The following is a 17,467-nucleotide window of genomic DNA, read 5'->3' on the forward strand; positions in this document are numbered from 1 at the left end:
GGCCATCGCCACCGAATAGCCCGCCCGGCGCACGGATTCAGGACCTCGCGCCAGGTCCGGGCGCGTGACGGCCGGTGGCGGCCAGGGTCCCGAGCAGGCGCAGAGCATGGACGTCGGGGGAACCCGGCTCCGCGTGGTAGACCACCAGTTCCTGTCCCGGCGCCGCCCGCACCGCGAAGCCCTGCGTCGTCAGGGTCAGCGGCCCCACGTCCGCGTGGTGGAACCGCTTGCGCTCCAGTGACTTACCCCTCACGTCATGACGGCTCCAGAGCTCGGCGAAGGCCCGCTCGCGCAGCAGGCCGCCCAGCACCTGCCGCACCCGGGGGTCGTCCGGCACCTCCCCCAGGCTCAGCCGCAGCCCGGCCACCGTGGTGCGGGCGACCTCGGCCCAGTCCGGGTAGAACGAGCGCGCGCCCGGGGTGCCGAACACCACCTCGGCCAGGTTGCGGGTGCCGGCCCAGCCGCCGAACAGCGCGTCGGCCAGGGCGTTCGAGGCCAGCACGTCGAACGCCCGGTTGTACACCAGCGCAGGGGTTTCCGGCCAGGCGTCGATCAGCTGGATCAGGCTCGGATGCACCCGGTCGGTGGCCGGCTGCGGCTCGCGCGCGGGTGAGGCACCGGCCAGGCGGAACAGGTGCCCGCGCGCGTCGTCCCCCAACCGCAGGGCAGCCGCGAGCGCGGCCACCACCTGGGCCGACGGGTGACGTTCGCGGCCCTGTTCCAGGCGCATGTAGTAGTCGGCGCTCACACCGGCCAGGGCGGCGACCTCCTCACGGCGCAGACCGGGCACCCGGCGCAGACCGCCGGTGGGAAGGCCGGCCTCGGCCGGGGTGATCTGGGCGCGGCGGCCGGTCAGGTAGTCGCCGAGGTCGGAACGGGCCATGGGCCCGATCGTAGGTCGCCCCGAACCGGCCCGGCAGCGCCGGGAGACCGAACATCATGCCGAAAGTGCCGATTACCCCCTAATCTGGGCGGCGGGGGTGAGGGATGACGGACGAGGGCCGCACCGGCGCGCGCCACTGGATGGCGCGGCTGCGCGGGCAGGCCACGCCGCAGGGCCTGTCGCTGGTCGCCGGGCTCGCCGCCGCCACCAGCGCCGAGATCTGGCTGCCCGCACTCCTGACCGGCGGCACGGCCGGGGCCGCGGCGATCGTCGCCGGTGTCGGCGGGAACCTGATGGCCAGCGTCATCGAGGACGTGTGGCGGCACATCCGTGACGACCCGGCAGCGGCCACCTCCACCGGCAGCGCTGATGAACAGGCCAGGTTGCAGGCCCTGCTGGAGCAGACCTTCCAACGGCTGCTGTCCGAAGACGAACAGCGCGGTGTACGGCTGGTGTTCGAGCAGGAGGTGAACCGGTTCCTGCACCTGACCGGCGCCCTGGACGAGACCGGCACCGACCCCGGCCTGCACGCCGGTCTGGTCGACGCGCTCAACGGGCTGGGCGGCGTGATCGCCACCGGCAACCGGATCATCCTCGACCAGGTGCAGGCCGGGCAGGACCGCGTGGACGAGTACGCCGCCCGGCAGACCGCGGCCCTGGCCCAGCTCATGCGCCTGGAACAGGTGCGGCAGGCCGAGATCCGCCGGTTCGCCGACAGCCGTACCCCGGTGGACGAGCCCGGTGAGCGCGACCCCCGCCAGGCCCCCTACCCCGGCCTCGACCCGGTGGGTCCCGCCGAGGCCGCGGCCGGGTTCTTCCACGGCCGCGACCAGATCCTGGCCGGGCTGCTGACCCGCCTGGCCGCGCGCACCCAGGACGAGGTGAGCCTGCTGGTCGTCACCGGCTCCTCCGGGGTGGGCAAGACCTCGCTGCTACGGGCCGGGCTGATCCCCGCCGTCGACAACGGCCTGCTCGACGTCCCCGGCTCGCGGGAGTGGCCGGTGGTGTATCTCCAGCCGGGGCGTGACCCGCTGCGGGCGCTCGCCCACGGCATCACCCCGATGAACCATCCTGTCGGCGCCCTGCCGGACGACCTGGCCCGCGAGCCCAACGCGCTGGGCAACTCGCTGGGCCCCCTGCTGGAGGGACGGCCCGCCGGCGCCCGGGTGCTCATCGTCGTCGACCAGGCCGAGGAACTGTTCGCCCCCGGCCCTTCCGGCCAGGCCCGGGAAGCCTTTCTCAGCGCGCTGATCCGGGCCTCGACGAGGGACGCCGTGGTCCTGCTCAGTTTCCGGGCGGACTTCTACGCGCAGTTCGCCGCGCAGGAGATGCTGCGCGTCCACCTCGAGCACCACTCGCTGTTCGTGCCGCCGATGAGCCGCGCCCAGTTCCAGGAGGTCATCGAGGGCCCGGCCCGCGCGGCCGGGCTCACCCTCGGCCCCGGGCTGACCCGGGCCCTGCTCGACGACACCAGCGCCGAGTCGCTGCCGCTGCTGGCCCACACGCTGCGCCGGCTCTGGGAGGACAGCGACGGCAGCACGCTGCGGCTGGGCGACTACCGGGAGATGGGCGGGCTGGCCCACGCCATCAGCTCGACCGCCGAGAAGGTGTACAACGACCTGAGCGTCGGCCAGCGGCGGATCGTCCGCCCGCTGCTGCTGTCCATGGTCAGCATCGGCGACGGCACCCACGACACCCGCCAGAGCGTCGTCACCTCCGACCTCCTGAACTCCTTCCAGCACAAGAGCGCCGATGCCGCAACCGTTCTGCGCCGTCTGAACGAGGCCCGCATCGTCACCTCCGGCCGGCTCACCAGCACCCTGAGCCACGAGACCATCATCACGGCCTGGCCGGAGCTCCAGGGCTGGCTGAACGACGACCGCACCGGCCTGCGCCTGCACGAGGAACTGCGTAACGCCGCGCTCTACTGGAACACCCACCGCGACGAGGCCGGAACCCTCTGGGGCGGAGTCCGGCTGGAGACCATGCAGGCGTGGTCCCGGCAGCACCCGCGGGCCCTGACCACCCTCGACCAGGAATTCCTCACCGCGAGCCAGGAGCACCGCGACGCCGCCCGCACCGCCGAGCGCCGCCGGGCACGCAGAACGCGTTTGCTGGCCGGCGTCTTCGCCGTGCTGTTCGCCGTCGCCTCGGTGCTCGCCGTGGTCTCGCTCCGGCAGACCCGGGCCGTCGAGCTGTCCCGCAACACCATCCTGGCCGGACAGCTGACCAGTCAGGCGCAGGACCTGCTGCGCACCGAACCGCGCCTGGCCACCCTGCTGGCCCTGGAGGCCGACCGCATCCATCACACCGCCGCATCCGCCGACACGCTGGTCACCGCCGCCCACTCACCGGTCTTCCGCACCGTCAGCGGGCACACCGGCACCGTGACATCGGTGGAGTACAGCCCCGACGGAACACGTTTCGCGACCTCCAGCGACGACAAGACCGTAAGAATCTGGGACGCCCGCAGCGGCCGGGTGGTCCGCGTGATCACCGGGCACACCGATTCGGTGAGGGACGTGACCTGGTCACCCGACGGCAAACTCATCGCCACCGGCGGCTGGGACGCCACCGCCCGGGTGTGGGACGCCGCGACCGGCAGACAACTGCGCGAGATGGGCGCCACCGCGGACGAGAAGAACGTGCGGGCGCTGGCCGTCGCCGGCGTCGCGTTCAGCCCGGACGGGAAAACCCTGGCCACCGCCGACAACGTGCGGAACACCGGCAGGCTGTGGGATGTCGCCACCGGGAAACTGCTGCACACGCTCAAGGGCCACACCGACTACGTCACCGACGTCTCCTACAGCAGGGACGGGACGACCGTCGTCACCGTGAGCGCAGACAACAGCGCGCGTATCTGGTCGGCCGGCACGGGCAGGCTTCTGCACACCGTCCCGGGCGAGGACAACGAGATCTCGCAGTTCGTGAGGCACAGTCCCGACGGAAAGACGTTCGCGACCGCCGGATTCAGCGGATCTGCCCGGGTGTGGGACGCGCGCAACGGTGAGAGCCACGGGTTCGTCACCCGGTCCGTCCTCCAGTCGGTGTCCGGCCTGGCCTACAGCCCCGACCAGAAGTACCTGGCCACGGCCACCCGGGGAGACCGCGTGCAGCTGTGGGACCTGCGCAAGGGAAATCTCATGCCGATCATGAGTCTCGAGAACGAGGACGTCTCCGGCGACGGCCTGGACTTCAGCCCTGACGGCACGACGCTGGCCATCGCCCTGGGCAACCGGGTGCGCCTGTGGACGCTCGGCACCGGTGACAGCGCACGCCTGATCGGCGACACGACCGACGCGGCGTCCGGGCTCGCGTACTCCCCGGACGGATCCACCCTCGTCACCGTCAATGCGCAGGACACGACGGTGAAATTCTGGGACGCCCGGGACGGCGACGCCCGGGCGAAGGTGGACCGCGACGTGGGCGGCACCGGCGAGGCTCAGTACAGCGCGGACGGCGCGGTGCTGGCCACCGGGGACGCCGGGGACATTGGGTTCAACGAGACCACCGGCTACCAGGGCAACTTCGGCACCGTGCAGCTGCGCGACCCGGAAACCGGCCTGCCCACCGGAAAACTCAGCGTCAGGGGCACCCGGGTGATGACGATGGATTTCGGCCCCGGCCACCTGATCGCGGTCGGCTACCAGGACGGCACCACCCGCATCTGGGACGCCGACACCCGCACCGTGGTCCGCACGATCACCGGGAACGACGGCGAGATCAGCAACCTGGCCTACAGCGGCGACGGCGCGATCGTGGCGATCGTCGGCGACGACAGCCGGATCGGGATCTGGGACGCCCACAGCGGCAGGCTGCTGCGCACGCTCGCCGGGCACACCAGCTACCTGACCGCCCTCGCCCTCAGCCCCGACGGGAAGACGCTGGCCAGCGGCGGGTACGACAAGGTCGTGCGACTGTGGGACGTCACGGGCGGACGCCAGGTGCACGTGATTCCCGACCACGAGGACCTGATCGACTCCCTGGCCTTCGGGCCGCGCGGTGAAACCCTTGCCAGCGGCGGCGGTGACGGCACCGTGCGGATCTGGAGAACCGCGACCGCCACCCCACTGTTCACCCTCACCGGCCAGACCGGTGGGGAGAAGGTCCTGTCGTTCGGCCCGGACGGCACACAGCTGGCCGTCGGCAGCACGACCGGCGGGCCGGTACAGATCTGGGACACCCGGGCGGACGCCTCGAAGACCCGCCTCTGCGAGCGGGCCGGCCGCAACCTCACCCGCACCGAGTGGGACACGTACATCGGCGGGGACTACCGGCGCACCTGCGGCTGAGGCTCCGGCCGATCGGCGACGACAACACGTCACCGGGCAAACGCCGCCCATGATAGCCGCAAACAGGCGAGGCACGATCTTGGTAGTTGTGTGGGGTGAGCACGGCAGCAGACCTCCAGCGCAACGCCCAGAAACTGCACGACGACCTGGTCACCGCGACCACCGTCGCCGGGGTACGCGTCGCGACGTTCGGCGCGGCCTGGCGCGCGGTCAGCTGGTGGACGCTGTCGGCGGCGGCCCGGCGGGGGTGGCCGTTGCTGCCGGTCGCCGGGGTCGTGGTGCTCGCGTTCCTCTTCCCGGTCGCCGCCTGGATCGTGCTCGCGCTCGTCGCCGGGCTCGCGGTGGTGATGACCACCGTCCCGGCCTACATCACGCTCAGCCGCTCCTGGACGCTTCTCGTGAACGAGCAGCGCACGGCCGTGATCGGGTTCCGGGTCTGGCACCACCAGGGCCGGGTGCAGCTGATCCTGGACTCCCACGTGGCCCGGCGCCCCGGGTCCGGGCACGGCAGGCAGCTGCGGGGCCTGCTCGCCGGGCGCCTGGCCGGGGTGCTGGAGCAGCACCCCGGCACGGTCGTGCGCTTCCGCGCCCGCAACGCCCGCCTGGCCGCGGTCTACGGTGCGGAGCTCCAGGCCGTCCTGCCCACGAGCCAGGGGTGGGGCCATCACCTCGACCGCGCCGACGGAACAGCCCGCCGGGGAGCCTGAGCCCATCCGGCGGGCGGCGCTTCAGGCCGGCAGGCTGCGGGCCTGAAGGCTGCGGGCCAGGTCCAGCACCGACTCCTCGACCGGCCGGGGGTTCCAGCCGAGCAGCTCCCGCGCCTTGCGGCCGGAGGGCTCGCGGGCCACACCGAGCTCCGAGACCACCAGCGCGGCGCGGGGATTCACCCGGGCGGCCAGCCGCACGGCCCAGTCCGGCAGGGTCCGCGACGGCACCCTGCCCGCGGCGTCCCCCAGGTTCTCCCGCAGCAGCGCGGCGATCTGGGCCAGGGTCAGCGCGCCGGCACCGGCCAGGAACCGCTCACCGGCCGCGGCCGGATCGACCATGGCCCGCACGTGCAGGTCCGCGACGTCCCGCACGTCCACCACCGCGACGGTGATCCGCGGCAGCGCCGGCAGGGTCCCCTTCAGCAGGCTGTCGACCATGCCCGCCCACAGCGACAGGTCCGCGCCCAGCGCCGGGCCGAACACGGCCGGCGGGTTGACCACCGCCAGCTCGGTGCCGCCCCCGGCGGTGAACTCCCAGGCCGCGCGCTCGGCGGCCAGTTTCGACTTCGAGTAGGCCGCCATCTGCGGGGCGTCCGGGTCGCTCCAGTCGGCCTCGGTGAACGTCGTCCGGTCGCCGTGCCCGTACTTCACCGCGGCGAACGACGAGGTCAGCACGGTGCGCCTGACGCCGGCCGCACGGGCCGCGCGCAGCACCCGCAGGGTGCCCTCCCGGGCCGGCTCGATGACCTCCGCCTCGTCGCGGGGCCTGGCCTGCGGAACCGGTGACGCGACGTGCAGGACGTAGTCGCATCCGTCCATCGCCGGCTCCCAGCCGGCCTCGGCGGTGAGATCGGCGACGGCGAAGGACAGTGCGTCACCGTCCTCACCGGTCATCGCCCGCACGTCGGCCTCCCGCCGCAGCGACCGCACCGTCGTGCGCACCCGGTACCCCTCCTGGAGCAGCCGCAGGACGCAGTGCGACCCCACGAATCCCGATCCGCCGGTCACCAGCACCAGTTCGCCGCTCACACACGTCCCCTCATCCGTCCAGATCATCCACCTGGAAGGGACACACCGTACTTCGACCCGAACCGCACTCAGCGCTGCCCCCCGAAGGCCGCGCAGCGATCTTCTCCGTCGCCGAGCTTCTACTCCATCGCGCGCAAGAGGCGCACGAGGTCCGCACCGACACTGACCTGGCAGAGATCCTGAAACTGGCCGGGGGCATCGCCAAGATCCCGGCCAGCGAACCGGCCGAGATCGGCCACCTCCTGGAGATAGCTCTCGACGGTCTGCGCCACCGCTCTGGCAAACTGAAAGCCTAACGAGAAGAGACGTTTCGTGACCCGGCCGGGAACCGTCAGTCGAGGGCATCGGGACCGCACAGGGAGCCGGAACAGCACACGCGCCATGACGCTTCACACCGCCGGGCGCGATATCGGGTGCATGCTGAGCATGGCGGCCCGAGGGCTGTGACAGCTCGGTGGACGCGCTCGGGAACGAAGCAGTGGCGATCGAGCCGGCTCGGCCCCGCCGTGATGCCATCGGCGTGGTGGATCGCCGGTAGGCGCTGCCTGATCGTGTCCCGGGTCGCCCCATCCGCTGCCGATGGCGGTTGTGAGGGCGTCATCACGAGAACTGCGGGTGCTGCGTGTAGGACGGGCGCTGACCGGTCGTCCCGTTCATTCTTTCCAGCGCCTTATCATCGCCGCTTGACCTGCGGGAGAACCATCGGCCTGAGCCAGATTCCAGACCGTCGTCTGCTCGATCCAGAAGCAACGGCCATGCTTGGTGATCCGTCGCCCACGATAATTCTCGGCGTACCCCCGGCGGGCAACCGCTTCCATGAACACCTGCCGGTCGTCACGATCGTCCTCGTCGGCGGACAGCCGGGAGGGCAACCCGACGAACTCGTCCCAGCTGTAGCCAAAGATGCTCTGAGCCGTCAGGTTTGCATACACGAACACGGGGTCCGGGGCGGTATCGTGCACGAGCAGGCCGAACGGCGCCTGGTACAGCCAGGCGGCAGCCTCGGCGCCTCGGAGGTTGGGGGCCACAAGATCGGTGCCCGTCCTTCTTGAGTAGCTCGTGATGAGCAGGTCCGCGAAGTCGGCGCTCGTCTTCACTGAACGGAAATATTCACGGAGGGCCGCATCTCGGCGCAGATTCGCAGAACCTCGTGAATGGGATGATTCTCGAACGCCTTGATCAAACCGGAGTCCAAGTCTGTGCTCTTCTGGTCGATGGCCGGATAGGCGGCCTGCGTCAGCAGGTAGTCGAACCGCGGCGCCCACTTACGGGCACCGAGACGGGCCGTGGTAGAGCAGTTGTCGACCATGTAGGCAATTCCGCGAGCGTGCATGTACGGATTCAACGAGTCGGTTGCCTCGATCACGGACTCGTTGGCGATCTCGGAGTAGGGATGACCCTTCTCGACCAGGGTGTCGATCTGACCCATCATGACGCCGCAGAAGGTACCGGCGGTGAACGGGTCCAGCGGCAGAGCGTCGTCGTCCCGGTCGCGCCGTGCTACCTCGCCCGCCTGCCACATCTCGGCCTGGTCGATCTTGCTCATCGGGAACCGGTCGAGGCGCTGCCCGGCGAGAATGACGCTGCGAATTTCGTTGCCGGAAGAGACCTCGTCATAGATCTCGTGAGTGAGCTCGAGACCCACCGGATAGGCGGCCGCGTAAGCCTGCGCGAATTCTTCCTTCTGAGCCGCGTCGAGCTTGCGGTACAGGCCGATCAGGCCATCTGCCGAAACAGTGCGGGAGATGGGTCCGGTCACGCAGTCCACCGAGCGACGGTAGGCGGAGGTCTCGTCCAACCCCTGGGCGCGCAGGCGCCGGTAGAGACTCTCGACAATGCCATGGACGCCTCCGAGGAGGATCGAGCGCTCACCTGTGAGGTCAGACAGGTACTCCGAGCGTAGGGTGGTCTGAAAGGTGTAAGGGGCGCCCAGGCCCACCGACCAGCCCAGCGCCCGTTCAGTGGCGCGGCCCGTGACGTCCTGCTCAACAGCGAAACTGGCATTGATTCCGGCGCCGTTGGTGTCAGAACCCTGCAGGTACAGGGCACGGACCGAAGCGCCCATCCCCTTGGGACAGACGGCGATGACATCGACGGTCTCCGGGAACCGCTCCCCCTTCTGCTCCAGGTGCCCCAGAAGGAAGCCATGAGAGAGCCCCAGAGTCGTGCCAGGGCGAAGCGCCTGAAAGATGCTCTGATACAGAGCAGCCTGAGCCGCGTCCGAGATCAGCAGCAGCACCAGGTCAGATGCAGCGATGACCGCGAACAACTCCCCCAGTGTGCCCTGCTCCTCGCTGAAACCAGCCTTCCGGGCGGCCTCACGCGAGGAAGATCCCTCGCGGAGCCCGACAACCACCTTCACGGAGCTGCCGGCCAGCGAGTCCCGCAGGTTCTGGGCCTGAGCCGATGCCTGCGGACCCCAGCCGATCACACCGATCTGCTCAACACCCTCAAACGCCTGGGGCAGTCGGTCGAACAGATCACGCCCACCCCTGACAATGCCCTCCCGGGTATCGTTCAGAACAATGTATTCCTTGTCGAAAGTGGTGGTTTCGAAATCCAGTTGCACTTTCACTCCTCATTCAGCTGGCGTTGATGGCGCCCCTCGGCACCATAGGGTTCCGCCCTGCGGACCTTTTTGTCCAAATCCGAGAAGAGTGAGGACTCCTCACGCTGAGCCGTCACCATGTGGCCGGATCATCAGGGTGTCCCCGCGATGAGCAGGCCGGAGGGCAGCCAGTAGGGGTGGACGCCGTCCTGTCGCCAGGGGGTTTGGGCATCTGATGGCACCGATGATGTCCGCCCGAAAATCCCTCAGGCGGCGGACAGAGGGGCCAACCGGGGACGCGACCGTGCGGGCCCTCGCCCTCGGCCTGATCCCGGTGGCCCACGCCCTCGGCCGTCTCGGGATCGGCCTGTACGTGTAATCCCTGGCCGTCTCGTCCCTGCTGCATTCCTGGTGCTCCGCAGGCCGTTACACGCTCCTGGCCGACGTGCTGCACCCGGACGACCACCTGGCCGGGATCGCGTCAGTGCTCGGCGGGCCGGTCACGGCCCATCTACGCAGCCTGCCGTTCTGGACCATCACCGTGGGCGCGGTGGCCCTCGTGGGCCTGGCACTGCTGCCACTGGGCGCCGGCGCACCCACCACCGTGTCGGTCATCGCCTTCGCCCTGGGCGGTCTCACCTGGGCGCCCTATCTGTCCACCACCATGGCGCTCCACCAGCGCCGTAGCGGCCGCGCAGTTGCCGCCCGTGCTCGCCGTGAACAGCGCGGTGGCCGTGCCGGCGGCCCCGCTCGGGACCGTGCCAGGAGGTGTTCCGTCGACGGATGGGGCGCCCGCGAGACGCTCCTGTGCTCGTCGATCGCCCTGATGCCGATCGCGTTCCTGGCCGTCGTCCTGCTGTGCCTGCCGCGCCCGGACGGCAGAATCCACGGCAGAGCACCACGTTTCCTCCCGGCAACGGCCCGTGACCCGCTACCGTGAGAGCCCCGAAGCGAAGGAGAGTCCATGGGCAAGGTCGTCATGTACGCATCGGTGTCGGTGGACGGCTTCATCGCGGACGAGAACGACCAGCCCGGGCCGCTGTTCGACTGGCTGACCGAGGGCGACGTCCCGCTCGACGAGAACGGCTTCCTCAAGGTCTCACAGACGTCCTACGACCACGTCCGGCCGTACTGGGACCAGATCGGGGTGACCGTCACCGGCCGCCACGTGTTCGACCTGACCGACGACCGGGACGGCACTCCCCCCAGCGGCATCGACCATGTCGTCGTCGTGACCCACCGGACAGGCCCGAGGGCTGGCACCCCGGGGCGCCGTTCCACTTCGCCGACGGCGTCGAGGCGGGCATGGCCAAGGCACAGGAACTCGCGGGTGAGCACCTGGTCGAGGTGGCCGCCGGCGACGTCGGCGGCCAGGCGCTCACCGCGGGGCTGACGGATCTTGACCACGATCGCGTCGATGAAGACAGCCGGGTAGACACGGTCGAGCGAGCGGTGCAGCCACTCGGTCATCTCGGCAATCACGGCGTCCGTGATCCGTGAAACCTGGTCCTGACCGACGCTGGCGCCGTAGACCCCCGCGAAGTGCGCCGAGACTTCTCCAATCGTCAAACCCTTCGCGGTGAAAACAAAACGATCTAATCGATGGATCCCAGACGACGCTGACGCTTCTTCACGATCACCGGCTCGAACGAGCCCTCACGATCACGCGGAACGTCGATCTCGACCGGCCCCACGCCGCTCAGGACGGTCCTGGACCGCTTCCCGTTCCGCGAGTTACGCCCGTTGCGGCCCTGCGGATCGTGGGCCTCATAGCCGAGGTGCTCGACCATCTCGGCCTCCAGCGCGGCCTCCAGGACCCGCTTGGTCAGCTGCGCCATCAACCCTTCCGGACCGACCAGATTTGCCCCCGTGGCCCTGGCCTGCGCCACCAGATCCACGGCCAGACGCTGCTGCTCGTCCCGTATCAGGAACGCCCCGATGATCTCACCAGCCTCACCCGAAACCTGTTCCTGGCTATCACCACTCGTGGATCGCTGAGCCCCCGCCATGGGCTCGATGCTGTCGGACATGTCCTGCTCCTGTCCGCCAATCACTCAAGATCGGCAGGTCAGGCCGGACCGCGTTACCCCCTTCGTAGGACAGTCCCACTGCGCGCCGTCGAAGGACACCGTGACGGCACCGACCAGCTCTGGGCGACCTGCAGCTACGTGCCCTGTCGACTTCGCGCCGGAGCCCATGCTCCGGCAATACCGAGCAGGCAGGTGGAGTCGATCTGCCGCAACCACGCAGCGTGAGCACGAATACCCGTGAAGCGTTATGGGCACTGAATGGGCAGCACATCCTCTGGCCCCTCCTGCATCACCCCCCGAACCTGAAGCGTGTCGAAAATTGCCGAACGTTCATCCGATCCTCGGGTGCACCGCGTCACCCTCGTCATGACGGAACGAATCAATGAGCGACTCACCGTGGTGGATCTGGCGGCCGAGGTACAAATGAGCCCGCACCACTTTCTCCGGATGTTCCGTCGGGCTGTGGGCGAGACTCCGCACCGCCACCTGATCCGGCTGCGGGTCGAGCGGGCGAAACAGTTCTTGGAATCCGGACGGATGGTCAGCGAAACCGCTGCTGGCTGCGGCTTCTCGAGTGCCTCGCACTTCTCCGCAGTGTTCCTGCGGGAGACCGGGGTGCGACCCTCGCGATGGCCTCTCAGCTCAGCGAAGTCTTCCGAGCTGTCCGGAACGCGTCCCTGATCTCGGCAACCAGGACGTCGGGCTGCTCCCAACCGGAAAAGTGACCGCCGAAAGGCGGTTCGTGCCAGGAAACCAGGTTCCGATAGCGGCGCTCGGCCCAACGGCGTACGACGGGGAAGGGCTCGTACGGGAAGACCGTGCAATAGGTAGGGACGTCCACCGGTTGCTGGTTCTGCGCCTCAGCCGTGTTGGGCGTCCATCGTTGGGCGTCCCAGTACCAACGGACGCTGGAAGCGCCGGTTTGGGTGAACCAGTAGAGGGCAATGTTGTCGACCTGCTGGGCAAGTGAGATTCCGCCCCCGGCTTCGGGGCGGGTGTCGGCGAAGGCGTCGAGCCGCTCGCCCAGCCAGGCTGCGAGGCCGGAAGGGGAATCGACCAGCGAGTACCCCAGTGTCTGGGGGCGTGCTCCCTGCACCAGCGCGTGGGTGCCGGCGCTGTACAGGAAGTGGTCCCGCTGCCGGATCCTGGCCGCCTCGGCTTCGTCGGCCGAAGCCCGGTCCTCGGGCAGGGGCGAGACGATCGGCATGGTCAGGTGCAGGGCGAGCACCCGATCGGGTTCGCGCCGGGCCAGCTCCGTGCTGACGAAGGCCCCCCAATCGCCGCCGTGGGCCCCGAACCGCAGGTAGCCGAGGACGGCCATGAGTTCGGCCCACGCGGCCGCGGTCCGACCAGGATGCCAGCCCGGTTCGGCCGGACGCTCGGTGAAGCCGAACCCGGGCAGAGAGGGGACCACCACGTGGAAGGCGTCATCCGCGGAACCACCGTGCGCCACCGGATCCGTCAGGGGGCCGATCAGCTTCTCGAACTCCAGCACCGAGCCGGGCCAGCCGTGCGTGAGAACCAGCGGGACGGCGTTGGGCTCAGCGGACCGTACGTGCCAATACGCGATGTTCAGGCCGTCCACCTGCGTTCGGAAGTGCCCGAGGGCGTTCCACCGACGTTCCAGGGCTCGCCAGTCGTGCTGCTCCCATGCCTTCAAGACAGCGGTGAGGCGCTCCAACTGAACGCCCTGACCAGTATCCGCGACGGTTTCACGGTCAGGAAGCCGGGTTACGGCCAGACGAGCGCGCAGAGCAGTAAGTTCGGAGTCGGGAATGTGAATCGGGAAGGGTTCGATCTCAGGCACCCTTCGACCATAGGCCGGACCGGGTCTGCGCTCGATGCGTAAAATTGCTTACTTGCCGTTGGCGCTGGGCCCTTTCGACGGCAGGAAACCCAGCGGTGATCTCCAGCATGTCGCCCACTGCGGCTCACCCCCTCAGATGCCGTGGGTAGGGTGGTCTCCATGGCGGTGCTGAAGGAACGGCTCAGCAGAGTGCGGCGCAAGTCCTTTGTCGGGCGCGCGGCAGAACTGGAAACGTTCCGAGCAGCGCTGTCCGCTCCCGGAGTGCTCTTTGTCCACGGACCCGGTGGGATGGGCAAAAGCACTCTGCTGGAGGAGTTTGCCGCGGTCGCAAGGGATGCCGGCCGTTCAGTGGTGCACATGGACGCGCGGCACGTGCGGCTCAGCCCGGACGCCTTACCCGCGGTGCCCGCCTTCGGACGTACGGTGCTCCTGATAGACACCTATGAGCGGCTGGAACCGGTTGATGACTGGGTTCGTGAGGAGTACCTGTCGTCCCTGCCCGATGACGTGGTGGTGGTCATCGCGGGGCGGCGCCCGCCCGGCCCACGATGGCGGGCCGATCCGGCTTGGCGGTTGCTGACCCGGGAGCTGCCTCTGGACAACCTGCGGCCCCACGAGGGACGCGGATACCTCCAGGCCCAGGGAGTGGCCGAGGAGGTGCACGAGGGGCTGCTGCGGGCCAGCCACGGTCATCCGCTGACACTCTCGATGCTGGCCGACGCCACCAACCGCGGCCTGCGGGCCACCTCGCTGGCAGAACTGCCGGACGTGGTCGCGGCGCTGCTGGCCCAGACCGTCGAGTCGGTCCCCTCGCCCCGTCACCGGGCCGCGCTCGAGGTGTGCGCCCACGCGCCGGTCACCAGCGGGGACTTGCTACGGTCGGTGGCCGGGGACGAGACCGGTGAACTGTTCACCTGGCTGCGCACGCTTGCGTTCGTGGTCGACGGGCCCTACGGGCTGTACCCTCACGACGCGATCCGGGATGCGCTCGATGCCGACCTGCGCTGGCGTGATCCCCAACGGTACGCCGAACTCGACCGCCGGCTGGTGACAGCCCGGTTGCAGCAGCTCCTGGCGACCACGGACGAACGAGAGCGCCTGCAAATGGTGGTGGACTCGATCATGCTCGGCTCGACCCGATCCTCTGAGGACAGCTGTAGCGCCCCGTCCCCCACGCTTCAGGCGTATGCCGACCATTTCCGTGAAAGCGATCGGACGTCGATCGTCACCATGACCGAAGCATGGCAGGGCCCGGAACAGGCGGCTCTGGTGGAGTTCTGGCTCGATCGCCGGCCCGAGGCGTTCCGCGTCTTCCGGGCGCCGTCCGGCGAATCCCGCGGCTACGCCACCGTTCTGGATCTCACGGAGGCCGACCTCGGTCTGGATCCGAAAGCGGACGCGATGTGGCGCATCGCACACGAGCAGGCTCCGCCTCGCACCGGCGAGAAGATCCGGGCGTGGCGATTCTTCCTGGACCGCGACCAAGGGCAGCAGCCGTCGCCCTCGACGACGCTGTTCACGGCCTGCCAAGTAGTGGACGCACTGGTCCGCAAGAACACCGCGTGGACGCTGGTAGGAGCCTGCACCGACCCGGCCAGGTGGAGCCCGACGATGGCCAACCTCGACTTCTGGCCGGTCGGCGAAGGCGAGGCTGCACCCGAGGTGTTCGGACACGACTGGCGCCGCCGGGACCCCACCGAATGGCTGAAGTGGGTGCACGCTCGGCACACCGGCGGACACTCGCCGGCAGAGGATCCATCACAGGATCGAGTCATCCTGTCCCGGATGGATTTCGACGAAGCCGTTCGGGCCGGCCTGCGTGATCTGCACCGACCTGAGCAGTTGGCGGCCAACCCTCTCCTGCGCTCGCGCGTGGTGGACAAGAACCGGAGCCAGGGGCGAACACCGGACCAGACGCTCACCCGGCTGTATCAGACAGCTCCGTTGCCACCAGACCTTCAGGACCTGATCACGCGTACCTTCCTGAACCCCGCCCCGAAACAACAGCGCGTCGCGGCTGATCTGCATCTGTCGTTCAACACTTTTCGCCGCCGCCGCGATCAGGCGGTAGCCCGCATCGCCGACTGGCTCTGGGAACAAGAGATCGGGCCTCGCGCCTGACCGGGCCCAACCATGGCTAGTGACAGCCCATCCGGTCGGTCAGGATCTTGACCGGGACCCCACCCAGGTGGGTGAACGCCTCCGCCAGGAAAACCACCTGTCCTGAAGAGATTCGGCGTCAACCTCTTTCAGGCATGCGCTGCCCCTGGCGCGCCGAGGCACTTACTACGAGGGCGCCGCCCGCTGCGTCCGTGCCTACGCGCCCCGCAGCCCGGGTCGCCGCCCGGGCACCTCGGAATCAGGGTGCCCGCGGCGGCGCGAACGTCATGAGCGCTGCGTACGACGCCGCATGAACCCAGACCTCACCACAGCAGCCAGCGCGGCGGTGACGGCCATGCCCGCGCAGGCTGAAGACACGGTCATGAGAAGCCACGCGAAGCGGCGTGAGTGGTCACTCAGTGCCGAAATCGACTCACCAAGGCATTGAGCTGCCCAGCCACGGTCGTCAGGTTTCCGGCCGCGACCCGACTGGCAGAGGCTGAACGGGAAGTCGCATCGGTGATCTCGGCGACGGTGCTGAAGTTGACGAGTACCTGGTTGCTGCTCTGGGCAGCAGTGTTGATCGACTCGGTCATCTCCCGGGTCGTGGCGGACTGTTCCTCCACCGCCGAGGCGATCATCACGCTGAACTGGGCGATCTGGCTGATCACCTCACCGATTCGTTGCACCGCCTGACTGGCGGCGTCACTCTTGGACTGAATGGCATCAATCCGGGCCGTGATGTCCTCCGTGGCGCGGGCGGTCTCCTGGGCCAGCTGCTTCACCTCGTCCGCGACCACAGCGAAGCCCTTGCCGGCGTCTCCGGCCCGGGCTGCCTCGATGGTGGCGTTCAGAGCCAGCAGATTGGTCTGTTCCGCGATCGAGGTGATGAGCCGGACCACGTCGCCGATCTGGGTGCTGGCCTCACCCAGCTCGGTCAGCTGGGAACCGGTCGTCTGTGCCATCTGCAGTGACTCGTTCGCCACGTCGGCCGCCTGCGAGGCGGTGCTGGCGATCTCCCGGATCGAGGCAGTCATCTCCTCCGCTCCGCTGGCCACCGACTGAACGCTGCCGTTGACCTCGTCGGCCGACTCGGCGGCCTGCGTGGCCTTGCCGGAGGCTTCCTGTGCGCCTGACGTCAGGCTGTCGCTGATCGAACTGAGCTCGCTCGCGGCGCTCGAGAGAGTGACGGCATCACCGGCCAGTTCGGTGATCGACGCCCGCAGCGTGGCGGTCGCCATGTCCAGATCCCTACCCATGAGGCCGAATTCGTCGGTGGGGCTGAGCTGCGCCGAATGCGTCAGATCCCCCTTGGCCAGCGCCCCGATCGCCTGGCGGATCCGTTCTACCCGGCTGCTGATGGATCGCGTCATGCCGGTCGCGATGGCTGCCATCACGACGAGCAGAACCAGCCCCGCACCCACGATGGTGTCTCGGGCCAGGGACGCCGAGCTCGCGGCCGCGTCCTGCCGCTGGCTCAGGAGCGAACCCTCCTCCTCGGCCATGTCGGTGGTCACGGTGGTGATGTCGCCATGACAGTCTTGCCCTGGTTGGTCAGGACCACGTCTCGAGCCGCCCGGAAGCTCTGCTCCCGGCGCAGGTCGATGGTGTTCTGCATCTCGGACAGTTTCGCCGTGATCAGAGGGGCCAGGGTGTCGAGACGCTTCTGCTGACGAGCGTTGTCGGACGTCAGCTCCCGCAGCTCCTCCTGCTGGCTCTCCAGGTCGGACTGGGCTTGCGTGTACGGGGCGAGGTAGTCGTCCTGGCCGGTGATCAAGAAACCTCGTTGGCCGGTCTCGGCGCTGGTCAGGCTGCTGCGGACGGAGGCGATCACCATGAGCACCTGATATGTGTGTTCGACCTGGTCACCGTTGTTTGAGAGCGTGCCCACGGTGTTGAACAGCATGGCGAAAACCAGCCCGACCAGCAGGGCGATCACAGCGAACGTCGCGACCAGGTTCCGGCCGACCGTGGAGAGGAGGCGTTGAACGCCAGAACCGGTCGTGATACCTGAGGTCATGCCCATGCTCTCCCGCGTCGTTAACGCTCCCGGACCCTTTCGGACATGTCT

At 68.9% G+C, this 17,467-nt stretch carries 13 protein-coding genes and 2 pseudogenes; 7 read left to right on the top strand and 8 right to left on the bottom strand.

Annotated elements, in window-relative coordinates:
- Positions 1–37: 37 nt before the first annotated feature.
- Positions 38–883 (bottom strand): helix-turn-helix domain-containing protein, encoded by an 846-nt coding sequence (locus tag KIH74_RS13225; RefSeq protein ID WP_214156193.1) that lies wholly within the window; start codon positions 881–883, stop codon positions 38–40.
- Between the two features lie 104 nt (positions 884–987).
- Between KIH74_RS13225 and KIH74_RS13230 the strand changes: the two genes are divergently transcribed.
- A complete protein-coding gene (locus tag KIH74_RS13230; protein ID WP_214156194.1) occupies positions 988–5,175 on the top strand; it encodes an nSTAND1 domain-containing NTPase in 4,188 nt (1,395 codons plus the stop codon).
- A gap of 95 nt (positions 5,176–5,270) precedes the next feature.
- Complete coding sequence (locus KIH74_RS13235) at positions 5,271–5,882, top strand: hypothetical protein (protein WP_214156195.1); 612 nt, start codon at positions 5,271–5,273, stop codon at positions 5,880–5,882.
- Between the two features lie 21 nt (positions 5,883–5,903).
- Here the strand turns inward: KIH74_RS13235 and KIH74_RS13240 are convergent, their stop codons facing one another.
- On the bottom strand, positions 5,904–6,911 hold the full coding sequence (locus KIH74_RS13240) for an NAD-dependent epimerase/dehydratase family protein (RefSeq protein ID WP_214156196.1): 1,008 nt from the start codon (positions 6,909–6,911) through the stop codon (positions 5,904–5,906).
- Positions 6,912–7,009: 98 nt separating this feature from the next.
- On the opposite strand from KIH74_RS13240, the gene KIH74_RS39190 reads away from it, so the two are divergent.
- Positions 7,010–7,207, top strand: coding sequence for an SbtR family transcriptional regulator (locus tag KIH74_RS39190; protein WP_372492058.1), 198 nt, complete (start codon positions 7,010–7,012; stop codon positions 7,205–7,207).
- A 357-nt stretch (positions 7,208–7,564) separates the two neighbouring features.
- Here KIH74_RS39190 and KIH74_RS13250 read toward each other — a convergent pair whose 3' ends face one another.
- Both KIH74_RS13250 and KIH74_RS13255 read right to left on the bottom strand, forming a co-directional pair.
- A complete protein-coding gene (locus KIH74_RS13250) occupies positions 7,565–8,008 on the bottom strand; it encodes an MEKHLA domain-containing protein (RefSeq protein ID WP_214156198.1) in 444 nt (147 codons plus the stop codon).
- The gene (locus KIH74_RS13255) at positions 8,005–9,480 is read right to left on the bottom strand and encodes a hypothetical protein (protein ID WP_214156199.1); all 1,476 of its coding nucleotides are present in this window, start codon (positions 9,478–9,480) and stop codon (positions 8,005–8,007) included. The genes KIH74_RS13250 and KIH74_RS13255 overlap by 4 nt, the downstream gene beginning before the upstream one ends.
- 424 nt (positions 9,481–9,904) lie before the next feature.
- Here KIH74_RS13255 and KIH74_RS13260 point away from each other — a divergent pair, with 424 nt between their 5' ends.
- Both KIH74_RS13260 and KIH74_RS36290 read left to right on the top strand, forming a co-directional pair.
- Positions 9,905–10,399: a hypothetical protein gene (locus KIH74_RS13260; RefSeq protein WP_214156200.1), complete on the top strand. Its 495-nt coding sequence runs from the start codon at positions 9,905–9,907 to the stop codon at positions 10,397–10,399.
- Positions 10,400–10,423: 24 nt separating this feature from the next.
- A pseudogene (locus tag KIH74_RS36290) lies at positions 10,424–10,857 on the top strand (dihydrofolate reductase family protein); the annotation flags it as partial.
- Here the strand turns inward: KIH74_RS36290 and KIH74_RS36295 are convergent.
- A pseudogene (locus KIH74_RS36295) lies at positions 10,852–11,489 on the bottom strand (transposase); the annotation flags it as partial. The pseudogenes KIH74_RS36290 and KIH74_RS36295 sit on opposite strands and share 6 nt — an antisense overlap.
- A gap of 366 nt (positions 11,490–11,855) precedes the next feature.
- On the opposite strand from KIH74_RS36295, the gene KIH74_RS39195 reads away from it, so the two are divergent.
- A complete protein-coding gene (locus KIH74_RS39195; RefSeq protein WP_372492059.1) occupies positions 11,856–12,170 on the top strand; it encodes a helix-turn-helix domain-containing protein in 315 nt (104 codons plus the stop codon).
- Here KIH74_RS39195 and KIH74_RS13280 read toward each other — a convergent pair.
- Positions 12,127–13,296, bottom strand: a complete 1,170-nt coding sequence (locus KIH74_RS13280; protein WP_214156204.1) for an epoxide hydrolase family protein — start codon at positions 13,294–13,296, stop codon at positions 12,127–12,129. The two genes, KIH74_RS39195 and KIH74_RS13280, sit on opposite strands and share 44 nt — an antisense overlap.
- 159 nt (positions 13,297–13,455) lie before the next feature.
- Here KIH74_RS13280 and KIH74_RS13285 point away from each other — a divergent pair, with 159 nt between their 5' ends.
- A complete protein-coding gene (locus tag KIH74_RS13285) occupies positions 13,456–15,417 on the top strand; it encodes an AAA family ATPase (protein WP_214156205.1) in 1,962 nt (653 codons plus the stop codon).
- 395 nt (positions 15,418–15,812) lie between these two features.
- Here KIH74_RS13285 and KIH74_RS13290 read toward each other — a convergent pair whose 3' ends face one another.
- Both KIH74_RS13290 and KIH74_RS13295 read right to left on the bottom strand, forming a co-directional pair.
- Positions 15,813–16,913, bottom strand: coding sequence for a methyl-accepting chemotaxis protein (locus KIH74_RS13290; RefSeq protein ID WP_214156206.1), 1,101 nt, complete (start codon positions 16,911–16,913; stop codon positions 15,813–15,815).
- Positions 16,910–17,416 (bottom strand): CHASE3 domain-containing protein, encoded by a 507-nt coding sequence (locus tag KIH74_RS13295; protein ID WP_214156207.1) that lies wholly within the window; start codon positions 17,414–17,416, stop codon positions 16,910–16,912. Before KIH74_RS13295 ends, KIH74_RS13290 begins: the two co-directional genes overlap by 4 nt.
- Positions 17,417–17,467 lie beyond the last annotated feature (51 nt).

Origin of the sequence: Kineosporia corallincola (assembly GCF_018499875.1) — a bacterium.
Taxonomy (GTDB): Bacteria; Actinomycetota; Actinomycetes; order Actinomycetales; family Kineosporiaceae; genus Kineosporia; species Kineosporia corallincola.

Excerpts from the sequence above, each read along its gene's own strand:
- KIH74_RS13225 (WP_214156193.1), bottom strand. The coding sequence starts at position 883 with ATGGCCCGTTCCGACCTCGGCGACTACCTGACCGGCCGCCGCGCCCAG.
- KIH74_RS39195 (WP_372492059.1), top strand. The coding sequence starts at position 11,856 with ATGACGGAACGAATCAATGAGCGACTCACCGTGGTGGATCTGGCGGCC.
- KIH74_RS13295 (WP_214156207.1), bottom strand. The coding sequence starts at position 17,416 with ATGACCTCAGGTATCACGACCGGTTCTGGCGTTCAACGCCTCCTCTCC.
- KIH74_RS13230 (WP_214156194.1), top strand. The coding sequence starts at position 988 with ATGACGGACGAGGGCCGCACCGGCGCGCGCCACTGGATGGCGCGGCTG.
- KIH74_RS13285 (WP_214156205.1), top strand. The coding sequence starts at position 13,456 with ATGGCGGTGCTGAAGGAACGGCTCAGCAGAGTGCGGCGCAAGTCCTTT.